This window comes from Pseudomonas sp. SDO52101_S400, assembly GCF_054071635.1.
Window position 1 is genome coordinate 163,986 of sequence record NZ_JBSVWF010000002.1, and the last position, 12,458, is coordinate 176,443.

The 12,458-nt window shown below is 60.8% G+C and carries 8 protein-coding genes; 4 read left to right on the forward strand and 4 right to left on the reverse strand.

The genetic code is table 11. From position 1 onward, the window contains the following. Nucleotides 1–23 precede the first annotated feature (23 nt). The 3 genes from glgB to ACW9HX_RS01465 are packed head-to-tail and all read right to left on the reverse strand — an operon-like array spanning nt 24 to nt 7,633. Nucleotides 24–2,255, reverse strand: a complete 2,232-nt coding sequence (gene glgB, locus ACW9HX_RS01455; protein ID WP_457379198.1) for a 1,4-alpha-glucan branching protein GlgB — start codon at nt 2,253–2,255, stop codon at nt 24–26. Nucleotides 2,256–2,257: 2 nt separating this feature from the next. Then, complete coding sequence (gene treS / locus ACW9HX_RS01460; protein ID WP_457379199.1) at nt 2,258–5,599, reverse strand: maltose alpha-D-glucosyltransferase; 3,342 nt, start codon at nt 5,597–5,599, stop codon at nt 2,258–2,260. Nucleotides 5,600–5,638: 39 nt separating this feature from the next. Further along, a complete protein-coding gene (locus ACW9HX_RS01465) occupies nt 5,639–7,633 on the reverse strand; it encodes an alpha-1,4-glucan--maltose-1-phosphate maltosyltransferase (RefSeq protein WP_457379200.1) in 1,995 nt (664 codons plus the stop codon). Between the two features lie 218 nt (nt 7,634–7,851). Between ACW9HX_RS01465 and ACW9HX_RS01470 the strand changes: the two genes are divergently transcribed. The 4 genes from ACW9HX_RS01470 (at nt 7,852) to mapR (ending at nt 11,649) form a co-directional block, all read left to right on the forward strand. Continuing rightward, complete coding sequence (locus ACW9HX_RS01470; RefSeq protein ID WP_173861372.1) at nt 7,852–8,010, forward strand: hypothetical protein; 159 nt, start codon at nt 7,852–7,854, stop codon at nt 8,008–8,010. An 89-nt stretch (nt 8,011–8,099) separates the two neighbouring features. Beyond that, on the forward strand, nt 8,100–8,333 hold the full coding sequence (locus ACW9HX_RS01475; protein ID WP_085708222.1) for a DUF3203 family protein: 234 nt from the start codon (nt 8,100–8,102) through the stop codon (nt 8,331–8,333). A 195-nt stretch (nt 8,334–8,528) separates the two neighbouring features. Then, the gene (gene ccoG, locus ACW9HX_RS01480; RefSeq protein ID WP_457379201.1) at nt 8,529–9,959 is read left to right on the forward strand and encodes a cytochrome c oxidase accessory protein CcoG; all 1,431 of its coding nucleotides are present in this window, start codon (nt 8,529–8,531) and stop codon (nt 9,957–9,959) included. Between the two features lie 280 nt (nt 9,960–10,239). Then, a complete protein-coding gene (mapR, locus tag ACW9HX_RS01485) occupies nt 10,240–11,649 on the forward strand; it encodes a GntR family transcriptional regulator MpaR (protein WP_457379202.1) in 1,410 nt (469 codons plus the stop codon). Between the two features lie 39 nt (nt 11,650–11,688). On the opposite strand, the gene ACW9HX_RS01490 is transcribed toward mapR, so the two are convergent. Further along, nucleotides 11,689–12,435: an SDR family oxidoreductase gene (locus ACW9HX_RS01490; protein WP_457379203.1), complete on the reverse strand. Its 747-nt coding sequence runs from the start codon at nt 12,433–12,435 to the stop codon at nt 11,689–11,691. Between the last annotated feature and the right edge of the window lie 23 nt (nt 12,436–12,458).

Sequence of the window (12,458 nt, forward strand, 5' to 3'; positions counted from 1 at the left end):
AGCTCGCTCCCGCAGGTGCTTCATCAACGTTCGGGCTTGAGGATCAACACCGCCAGTGGCGGCAGATTCAGCTCCAGCGACAACGCCTGACCATGGCTGGGCACGTCTTCAGTGAACGCCCCGCCACCGTTGCCGTAATTGGAGCCGGCATAGGTGTCGGCATCACTGTTGAGCAACTCGTTCCAGCGCCCGGCAAACGGCACCCCGACCCGATACGACTGGCGCGGCACCGGCGTGAAGTTGGCCACCACCAGCACCGGCGCCCCCTCCTTGCTCCAGCGCAGCCAGGCGTAGACGCTGTTGATCGCATCGTCGCCGATCAGCCACTGAAACCCTTGCGGCGCGTCGTCCTGCTCATGCAGTGCCGGCTCTTCGCGGTACAACCGGTTGAGATCGCCGACCAGCTTCTGCACACCTTTGTGTTCGGAATACTGGAGCAGATACCAGTCCAGTTGCTGATCGTGATTCCACTCGCGCCACTGACCGAACTCGCAACCCATGAACAGCAGTTTCTTGCCCGGATGGGTCCACATGAAGCTCAGATAAGCGCGCAGGTTGGCAAATTTCTGCCAGCGGTCGCCGGGCATCTTGTCGATCAGCGAGTGCTTGCCGTGCACCACTTCGTCATGGGAAATCGGCAGGATGAAACGCTCGGACCAGGCGTAGACCAGACCAAAGCTCAACTCGTTGTGGTGATGGGCGCGATACACCGGATCCTGCTGAATGTAGTGCAGCGAATCGTGCATCCAGCCCATGTTCCACTTATAGGCAAAGCCGAGGCCGCCCTGCTGGGTACTTTGGCTGACCCCCGGCCACGCCGTGGACTCCTCGGCGATCACCAGCGCACCCGGTGCTTCCAGCGCCACCACATCATTCAAGTGACGAAGGAAGTCGATGGCTTCCAGATTCTCCCGACCGCCGTGGCGATTGGGCACCCACTCACCAGCCTTGCGTGAATAGTCGCGGTACAGCATCGATGCCACCGCATCCACCCGCAGCCCATCGACATGGAAATGCTTCAGCCAGTGCAACGCCGACGCCAGCATGTAGCCGTGCACTTCGGTGCGGCCCAGGTTATAGATCAGCGTGTCCCAGTCCTGATGAAAGCCTTCAAGCGGGTTACCGTATTCGTAAAGCGCGGTGCCGTCGAATTGCGCCAGACCATGGGTATCGGTCGGGAAATGCGCCGGCACCCAGTCGAGAATTACCCCGATATCGGCTTGATGGCAGGCATTGATGAACGCCGCGAATTCGTCCGGCGTACCGTAACGCGCGCTCGGCGCGAACTGCGACAGCAACTGGTAACCCCAGGAGCCGCCGAACGGGTGCTCCATGATCGGCATCAGTTCGATGTGGGTGAAACCCAGTTCCTTCACATACGGAATCAGTCGCTCGGCCAGCTCCGGCCAGGTGTATTGACGGGCGACTTCACCGAGATCATCCAGCTCGCACTGCCAGGATCCCGCATGCAACTCATAGATCGACAGCGGCGCATTGTGTTGCTGGCGCTCGCGGCGGCCGCTCATCCACTCCTGATCTTGCCAGTCGATCTGCAAGGGCGAGGCGACTTTGGAAGCGGTGTCCGGTGGCAGGCTGGTGGCCAGCGCCATCGGGTCGGCCTTGAGCGGCAGAATGCCGTGGGTGCCAAGGATTTCGTATTTGTACAGATCTCCCGCCTGCAGGCGCGGAATGAACAATTCCCAGACCCCAGACGGATGGCGCAAACGCATCGGATGCCTGCGCCCGTCCCAGACGTTGAAGTCGCCGACCACCGACACCCGCCGGGCATTAGGCGCCCACACGGCAAACCGCACGCCGTCGACGCCATCCACGGTTTTCAGCTGTGCGCCGAGACAACTGCTGAGGTCACGGTGATTACCTTCAGCGAACAGATACAAATCCATTTCACCGAGCAACTGGCCAAAGCTGTAGGGATCTTCCGCGACCTGCTCGCCACCGGCCCAGCGGGTGCGCAACTGATACGGCCGCGAATGATCGAAATGCCCGACGAACAGCCCCGGCGTTTCGGTCGCCTCCAACGAGCCACGCTCCTCGCCACTGTCCTTGTCCAGCACCGTGACACTCAACGCACCGGGCAGATAGGCCCGAATGAATTGCCCGCCCACACCATCGCCGTGGGGCCCGAGAATGGAGAACGGGTCCTGATGTTCTGCGCGCACCAGGGCATCGATATCCTTCGCCTTGGGCAGCAAACGTTCTTTAACGTGACCCTGTTCCTTGTTCGAGAAACTCATGACTACTCTCCACCAAGATCGGAAAAGGGTTCAAGCCCCGTCAATAACCCATACAAACCGTGCAACGGCACGGGCAGCCAGGTGGGGCGATTTTCGGCTTCATAGGCCACCTCGTAGGCCGCTTTCTCCAGGCCGAACAACGCCAGTGCGGCGTCGGCACCTTCAGGATCTTGCCAGGCATGATCAAGACTAGCTGCCGCCCGGCGATATGCCTCGACAAATGCTTCCCGCGCCTCACGCAAATAGCGTTCGGCCACCCGCCGACGCGCGGCTTCGGCCTCGGGACTGTTGTCGACGTTGTGCACGTTGATGGTCATCGCCGCGGCGTAATCGAACGAACGCAACACCCCGCTGACATCCTTGTACGGGCTGTGCTTGCCCCGGCGCTCGGCCAGAGGTCGCGCCGGCTCGCCTTCGAAGTCGATCAGATAGGCATCGCCCTTGATCACCAGCACTTGCCCCAGATGCAGATCGCCATGGACACGGATGCGCAAGCCACCGACAGACTTTTTCGCCAGCTCCTGCACATGGGCAAGGATGGCTTTCCTGTTGTCGAGCAGGCGAGCGACAAGCTTCTGATCCCCGGCATCAAGTTCGCCCTGATGCTGCTTGAGCAGCTTCAAAGCATGCTCGACCTGTGCCCCCACGTCCTTGCCGGTCGCCTGCGCATCCTTGGCCGAACTGACCTGCGGCGCGAAGTCCTTGTTGCCGCTCGGCGCTGCCAGCACCTGATGCATTTCCCCCAGACGCTGACCCAGCATGCCGGCGAAATCCTTCAGCTCGCCGAGCGCGTTGTAGTGCTGCGACTGTTCGGACACGGCGTCCGCCAGTTCGTCGCGCAATGCCCGTTCGAGGTTGTTCTGTGTCCATTCCCAGGCGTCGCCCTGATTGCTCAAGTAACCCTGGGCAATCATCAGCAGGTTGTCTTCGCCCTGCCCGTCGCGGCGAATCACCGAGCCGAGCAACGGGGAGATATTGGCAAATCCGGCAGCGGTCAGGTAAGCGCTCATTTCCAGTTCCGGATGTACGCCAGACGCGACTTTGCGTATCAGCTTGAGCACCAGACTGTTGCCGATCACCACCGAACTGTTGGATTGCTCGGCCGACAGATAACGCACTTCGGATTCAGCACCGAGGCCGAGTTTGTCCAGTTGCGGCGTGGACTCGAAACGGATCTCGCCGTCACTGGACTCCAGCACCGTGCCGCCCTGCATGCCTTGCAGCACGGCGCGAATAAACGCTTCAAGGCTGAATGCATCGGTAATCAGACCAACCTGCCGGACCCGACGCACCCGCGCCAGGGCCAATTGCTGCGGCAAGGCCGGCCCGACCTGATCTTCCGAAATAAACCCGAACGGCAATTGATATCGGCTGGTCTGCCCGCCGCTGCTGACTTCGATTTCGCTGAGCAACACCGGATGTTGCGCATCGCCGAAGCGCACGCCGTAAGCCAGCCTGACTTGCTCGATGGCCGCGTCCTTGCCGGCGAACCAACGGCGGTTCTGCAACCAGTTCGGCAGGATGCCTTGCTCCAGAGAGGTCCGGGACGGCATGTCGAGCAGTTCTTCCATGCGTTTTTTCAACACCAGCGTGGTGAAGTCCGGCAGGCTCTGCGCCGGTTCGACGTGCCAGCTCGGCATCTGGTTTTCTGCGGCCAGGACAAACCAATAGAAACCGTACGGCGCCAGAGTCAGGAGAAAATTCAATTGGCCAATGGGCGGGAACGCATTACCGCCGAGCATCTCCACCGGCACCATGCCGACGTAAGCCGACAGGTCCAGCTCTGCCGCCTGGGCGCTGCGCGATACATTGGCGACGCAGAGAATGATTTCGTGCCGGCCATCGGCGTCAGTGAATTCACGGGTGTACGCCAGAATCCGCCGATTGCTCGGTGAAAGCATTTTCAACGTGCCACGCCCGAACGCCTTGGACTGCTTGCGCACAGCGAGCATGCGACGGGTCCAGTTCAACAGCGAGTGCGGGTCACCGGCCTGGGTTTCGACATTGACCGACTGATAGCCGTACTGCGGATCCATGATCGGCGGCAGCACGAGGCTTGCCGGATCGGCGCGGGAGAACCCGCCATTGCGGTCGATCGACCATTGCATCGGCGTGCGCACGCCATCGCGGTCGCCGAGGTAGATATTGTCACCCATGCCGATCTCATCGCCGTAATACAAGGTTGGCGTGCCTGGCATCGACAGCAACAGGCTGTTGAGCAACTCGACGCGGCGGCGGTCGCGCTCCATCAGTGGTGCCAGACGCCGACGGATACCGAGGTTGATCCGCGCACGGCGGTCGGCAGCGTAGTAGTTCCAGAGGTAGTCGCGCTCCTTGTCGGTGACCATCTCCAGCGTCAGCTCATCGTGGTTGCGCAGGAAAATCGCCCATTGGCAATTGGCCGGGATCTCCGGGGTCTGACGGAGGATATCGGTGATCGGGAAGCGATCTTCCTGGGCCAGCGCCATGTACATGCGCGGCATCAGCGGGAAGTGAAACGCCATGTGGCATTCGTCGCCATTGATGCCCTCGGCGTCGGTGTCACCGAAGTACAGCTGGGTGTCTTCCGGCCATTGGTTGGCCTCGGCGAGCAGCATCCGGTCCGGATAATTGGCGTCGATTTCGGCGCGGATCTGCTTGAGGACGTCGTGGGTCTCCGGGAGGTTTTCGTTGTTGGTGCCGTCGCGCTCGATCAGGTACGGAATGGCATCCAGCCTCAGGCCATCGATGCCCATGTCCAGCCAGTAACGCATGACCGACAGCACGGCTTTCATGACTTGCGGGTTGTCGAAATTGAGGTCCGGCTGGTGCGAGTAGAAACGGTGCCAGAAGTATTGGCCGGCCACCGGGTCCCAGGTCCAGTTGGACTTTTCGGTGTCGAGGAAAATGATCCGGGTGCCGTCGTATTTCTGGTCGTCATCCGACCACACATAGAAGTCCCGCGCCGCCGAACCGGGTTTGGCCTTGCGCGCGCGCTGGAACCACGGGTGCTGATCCGAGGTGTGGTTGATGACCAGCTCGGTGATGACCCGCAAACCACGCTTGTGCGCCTCGGCAATGAAACGTCTGGCGTCGGCCATCGTCCCGTAATCGCTATGTACGCCTCGGTATTCGGCGATGTCGTAGCCGTCATCGCGCCGTGGTGACGGGTAGAACGGCAACAGCCAAATGGTGTTGACGCCGAGGTCGGCGATGTAATCGAGTTTGGCGATCAGGCCGGGAAAATCGCCGATCCCATCGTTGTTGGAGTCGAAAAAGGATTTGACGTGAACCTGATAGATGACCGCGTCCTTGTACCAGAGCGGGTCCTTGATGAAGGTGGCTGCCTTGGGTTTCTTCGCCATGTGAAACTCCTGTTCAATGCATGAATGCGTCGGCCCGAATCAAGCGCTGATCCGCCAGATCCCGAACGGCTGATAAGCCGGGTCGATCCGCATGAACTGGTACTTGCCGTGCCAGTCCCAGCGATGGCCGCTCATGAGGTCTTCGCCGTGAGTAGTGGCATCGTCCGGCAGGCCCATTTCCCACAGTGGCAATTCGAAATTGGCCTCCTGCACGTGATGCGGATCCAGGCTGACGGCCACCAGAATGAAATTGCTGCCATCGGCGCTGCGCTTGCCGAAATACAGAATGTTGTCGTTCCAGGCGTTGTAGATTTTCAGGCCCAAATGGCTGTGCAGGGCCGAGTTCTGCCGGCGGATGCGATTGAGCTGGGCGATCTCGGCGATGATGTTGTCGGGCGCATTGAAGTCGCGGACACGGATCTCGTACTTCTCGGAATCGAGGTACTCCTCCTTGCCCGGCACCGGCGCCGACTCGCACAGTTCGAACCCCGAATACATGCCCCACAGGCCCGAACCCATGGTCGCCAGCGCCGCACGAATGAGAAACCCGGGACGCCCCGACTCATGCAGGAACGCCGGGTTGATGTCCGGCGTATTGACGAAGAAATTCGGCCGGTAGCATTCGCGCCACGGCGATTCGTTGAGTTCGCTGAAATAGCTCGCCAGTTCGGCCTTGGTGTTGCGCCAGGTGAAATAGGTGTAGCTCTGGGTGTAACCGACCTTGCCCAGCCGCGCCATCATCGCAGGCGTGGTGAAAGCCTCGGCGAGGAAGATCACCTCCGGGTGGAGCGTGCGCACGTCGGCGATCAGCCATTGCCAGAACGGCAGCGGTTTGGTGTGTGGGTTGTCGACGCGAAAGATCTTCACGCCCTCTTCGACCCAGCCGACGACGATGTCACGCAGTTCGACCCACAGGCTCGGAATGGCTTCCGGCGCGTAGAAGTCGACGTTGACGATGTCCTGGTACTTCTTCGGCGGGTTTTCCGCGTATTTGATCGTGCCGTCCGGCCGCCAGTTGAACCAGCCCGGATGCTGCTTGAGCCACGGGTGATCCTGGGAACACTGAATGGCGAAATCGAGAGCGATCTCCAGACCGTGCTCGGCGGCAGCCGCCACCAGCCGACGAAAGTCTTCACGAGTGCCGAGTTGCGAATGAATTGCTTCGTGCCCGCCCTCTTCGCTGCCGATCGCATAAGGGCTGCCGGGATCATCCGGGCCAGCAGTCAGGGAGTTGTTGCGGCCCTTGCGATGACTGCGGCCGATCGGGTGGATCGGCGTGAAATACAACACGTCGAAACCCATGTCCTGAATCATCGGCAATCGCGAGTGCACATCATTGAATGTACCGTGGCGGGCGGGATCGTCGGTGATCGAGCGGGGAAACAGCTCGTACCAACTGGCGAACTCGGCCAGTTCGCGCTCGACGTCCAGCGGAAATTCGGCGCTGATGCTCAGATACGGGCGGTGATCGGCCTCGGCCATCAGCTGCGCACTTTGCGGGTGCAGAAACAGCGCGACCTGCTCGGTTTCGAGCAGGCCAGACAATTCGTGGTGCAACGCTGCAAGCCGCTCGCTGAGCGGCCCGTCACTGCGCTCGGCCGCCTGTTGCACCATTGTGCGACCCTCTTGGAGCTCCAGGCTGACCGGGACGGCGGCTAGATGTTTTTTCTCCAGTTCGTACTGAAAACTGGCGAACGGGTCGATCCAGGCTTCGATCAGGTAAAGATAACGACCAATACGCTGGGGCCGGAACCGGCCTTCCCAGCCATTGTTGCCCTGATCGGTCATGACTTCGCTTTGCCAGACTTCCTCGCCTTCTTCACGCCAGCGGATGCGCACCGCCAGTTTGTCGTGACCGTCGGCGAAGATCTTGCTGGTGACCACGATCTCGCGCCCGACCACCGCCTTGACGGCAAACTGCCCGCCATCCAGCGAAGGCCGGGTGTTTTCAATGACGATGCGTGGCAGCAGCAACGCCTGCGACAGCGGGATGTGCGGGTTGTAGCTCTGTTCGGAGGGTTTTTCAGCAGTCATTGAGCATCTCTCCTTAACGCCCCAAGGACGCTCGTTTGCCTGTTTGGCGATCACAGCCGGGCCTGCGCCCGACGATGAACTCTCTCAGGTTCCGAGCGACCCTCGCCGGCAAAAGTTCACAGGGATTTGCCCCGCCACAAAATCGGATCGAATTCGCGGTGAAGTGGTCAACCCACTTAAGCACTTCTCACGCCATGTGCCACACGGAGGTTCAACTGATGAGTATTCCAATCCCTGCTGAAACGCCCGATCCGAACATCGACAAACCGGTGCTGCCCGAAACCGAGCCGCAGCCGATTCCCGAACAGGAACCACCGGGCACCACGCCGCCACCGAAGGAAGAGCCGCCGACGACCATGCCGCCAGTGATCGTCTGACCCATCGGCGACCATTAATCGGTTGCGCAGAACGATCACACGGGGCTGCGCCCTAACCTTTAAACACCCCCTGGAAAAAGGACAGCCCCATGACCGTGCGCATCGAAAACCAGACCTGTTTTTTCGCCACCGAAAACGGTGAACAGATTCGCCTGTGCGGCGACCTGACGGTCATCACCGACAGTGAAAAATCGATGTCCGCCGTGGAAATCGAAGGTCGGCGCATTTACATCACAGAAGCCGAAGCCGATGCCTTGACCGTCGCAGGTGCCAGGGATGGGCGCAAACACCTGAAAGCCACCGACAGTGATTCGGTGATTTGACTGACCTCGATCAACAACCGGCGCAGACGTCTGGGATAGGCATCTGCGCCACAGCTAGCGGGCTGCTTCAAGTTGTCGCAGGGCTGGGCGCAAAACTCATCTGATACGCTTTTTATTGAAATACCTGAGTCTGTTATGCAAACAGATCGGCGCTCATAGTTCACTGGCCTGATGGAGGCTGATGAGCGAACGACCATGAGCGAACGAATCCCCGTCCGAACCGTAGAAGCATCACCCCAGATAAAAAAAGTACCGGCGCGCCCAATGAAGGCGAAACACGCCACCAGCGACAACCAGATCTTCACCCGCAGCTTCACCGGCCTGTTCCGCACCTTGCGCATGAGTGGCGCGGGATTTCTGTTCCTGCTGTTTTTCGGCACGGTATGGCTGAACTGGGGCGGTCGTCAGGCGGTGCTCTGGGACCTTTCCGAAAGCAAGTTCCACATTTTTGGCGCGACCTTTTGGCCGCAGGATTTCATTCTGCTGTCAGCGCTGCTGATCATCGCCGCGTTCGGCCTGTTCGCCATCACCGTGTTTGCAGGCCGCGTCTGGTGTGGCTACACCTGCCCGCAGAGTTCGTGGACGTGGATCTTCATGTGGTGCGAGAAGATCACCGAAGGTGAACGCAACCAGCGCATCAAACTGCAAGCGGCGCCCTGGAGCCTGAACAAACTGGCGCGGCGTGCGGCCAAGCACACACTGTGGCTGGCGATCAGTATCCTGACCGGCCTGACCTTCGTTGGTTACTTCACCCCGATCCGCCCGCTGGCCGAGGAACTGCTGACCCTGCAGATCGGCGGTGTCAGCCTGTTCTGGGTGCTGTTCTTCACCGCCGCCACCTACATCAATGCCGGCTGGCTGCGTGAGGCGGTGTGCATGCACATGTGCCCGTATGCGCGGTTCCAGAGTGTGATGTTCGACAAGGACACCCTGGCGATTTCCTACGACGTGGCCCGGGGCGAAAACCGTGGCCCGCGCAAACGCGAGGTGAAACCGGCCGAAGCCGGCCTCGGCGATTGCATTGATTGCCAGTTGTGCGTGCAGGTCTGTCCGACCGGCATCGACATTCGCGACGGTCTGCAAATGGAATGCATCGGCTGCGCAGCGTGCATCGACGCCTGCGATTCGATCATGGACAAGATGAGTTACGCCCGCGGCCTGATTCGCTATACCTCCGAGCGTGAGTTGCAGGGTGGCAAGACGCACTTGCTGCGTCCGCGACTGATCGGCTACGTCGCGGTGCTGGTCGTGATGATCGGCGCCCTCGCCCTGGCATTGGTCGAACGGCCGATGGTGTCGCTGGACGTGACCAAGGACCGAGGGTTGTTCCGAGAGAACGGTCAGGGCCAGATCGAGAACATCTACACCCTCAAAGTCATCAACAAGACCCAGCAGCGCCAGGACTACAACCTGAGCCTGGTGGATGGCGACGGCTTCCAGCTGCAAGGCAAGACCGAGCTGAGCCTGGCCGCAGGCGAGATTGTCGATGTGCCGGTGTCGGTGGCGATGACCACAGAGCGTCCGGCCAGCAGCTCGCAAACCTTGAGCTTCAAGATTGCCGACAGCGATGAACCCGAGGTTTATAGCGTGGCGAAGAGCCGGTTTGTTGCGCCGATGAATCGTTGAGGCTTTAAGATGGCGGCGGTTTCGGGGAGTGAGTAGTGTCAGTGCGATCCCCCTCACCCTAACCCTCTCCCAAAGGGAGAGGGAACCGACCGAGGTGTAAGGAGTTGTACATCGACCTGAAAAACCCAGTCGATTATGGATTCACAGCAGAACGTTCAGGTCGGCGTAACTCTGAAGCATCCCCCAATCAGTCCCCTCTCCCTCCGGGAGAGGGTTAGGGTGAGGGCTGATGTCTCTGACCCACCTCAAAAACACCCAACACCACGCACCAAGGCCCCCGATGAAACGCTACGAAAAATTCGCCGACGACATCGCTGAACTGATCCGCTCCGGCGTCCTCGGCCCCGGCCAGCGGGTGCCGTCGGTGCGCTACGCGAGCCAGACCTATGGCGTCAGCCCGTCCACAGTGTTCCAGGCCTATTACCTGCTGGAACGTCGCGGCCTGATCCGCGCCCGGCCGCGCTCCGGCTACTTCGTCAACACTCACGCCCCGAGCCCGTTCTCGGAGCCGGTGATCAGCAGCCAGGTCAACGAGTCCACCAAAGTCGACGTCAGCGAACTGGTGTTCTCGGTGCTGGAATCGATCAAGGACCCAAGCACCGTGCCGTTCGGCTCGGCATTCCCCAGCCCCGAACTGTTCCCGCTGCAACGTCTGTCACGTTCGCTGGCCAGCGCTGCCCGGGAAATGGACCCGCGCATGGTGGTCACCGACATGTCGCCGGGTAATCCGCAGCTGCGCCGCCAGATCGCCCTGCGCTACATGGTCGGCGGCTTGATGTTGCCGATGGAAGAACTGCTGATCACCAACGGCGCCCTTGAAGCGCTGAACCTGTGCCTGCAAGCGGTGACCGAACCCGGCGATCTGGTGGCCATCGAAGCCCCGGCGTTCTACGCCAGCCTGCAAGTGCTGGAGCGATTGAAGCTCAAAGCCGTGGAAATCCCCGTGCACCCGCGCGACGGCATCGACCTCGGCGTGCTCGCCCAGACCCTGGAGCGGCACCCGATCAAGGCCTGCTGGTGCATGACCAGTTTCCAGAACCCGATGGGCGCGACCATGCCCGAGGCCAAGAAACAGGAACTGGTGGAACTGCTGAAACAGCATCAGGTGCCGCTGATCGAAGACGACGTCTACGCCGAACTCTATTACGGCCAGCAGGCACCGAAACCGGCCAAGGCCTTCGACACCGAAGGTCTGGTGATGCATTGCGGCTCGTTCGCCAAGAGTCTGGCCCCTGGCTACCGCATCGGCTGGGTCGCCGCCGGACGCTACGCGCAGAAAATCGAACGCCTGAAACTGATGACTTCACTCTGCGCCTCGATGCCGGCCCAGGCAGCCATCGCCGACTACCTGCAACACGGCGGCTACGACCGCCACCTGCGCAAATTGCGCTATGCCCTCGAAGAACAGCAAAGCGCCATGCTCGCGGCCATCGCCCGCTACTTCCCGGCGCAGACGCGCGTGAGCCAACCGGCGGGCGGGTATTTCCTGTGGCTGGAACTGCCACCGCAGATGGATTCGTTGAAGTTGTTTCAGATGGCGTTGGCGCAGGGCATCAGCATTGCGCCGGGGCCGATCTTCTCGCCGACCCAGCGCTTCAGGAATTGCATCCGGTTGAATTACGGCAGCCCGTGGACCGAGAGTTCGGAGAAGGCGATGGAGACGTTGGGGCGGATAGTGCGGTCGTTTTGAAGCAATCGTTCCCACGCAACGCGTGGGAACGAACCTTGACTAACGCCCGCCGCCAAGATCGACGAAAGTCCCGGTCGCATACGAAGCCTTGTCCGACAACAACCAAACAATCGCCTCCGCCACTTCATCCGGCCGCCCACCGCGAGCCATTGGAATGGCCGATTCCAGCTTGCTGACCCGGTCCGGATCGCCGCTCAGTGCGTGGAAGTCGGTGTAGATGTAGCCCGGACGCACCGCGTTGACCCTAATCCCCTCGCCCGCCACTTCCTTGGACAGGCCGATGGTGAACGAGTCGAGCGCGCCTTTGGACGCCGCGTAATCGACGTACTCGTTCGGCGAACCCAGACGTGCGGCGACCGAAGACACGTTGACGATGCTACCGCCCTGCCCGCCGTGTTTCGGTGACATGCGCAGGATCGCGTGCTTGGCGCAGAGGATCGGCGCCAGGACGTTGGTTTTCATGATTTTGAGGATGCGGAATTCGGACATTTCGTCGACCCGCGATTTGTGCCCGACGGTGCCGGCGTTGTTCACCAAGGCAGTGACCCGGCCCAGCTCTGTGTCGACCCGGTGAAACAGGCCGATCACTTCGTCTTCGATGCTGACGTCGGCGCGGACCGCAATGGCGGTGGCACCGCGTTCACGCACCTGATCGAGTACGTGGTGGGCTGCCTGCTCGTCCGACTGGTAATTGATGCAGATCCGATAGCCTTGCTCGGCAGCCAACAGCGCAGTAGCGGCCCCGATTCCGCGACCGCCGCCAGTGATCACAATGACTTTATCCATGCTGGCCTTCCCCCCGATGCACA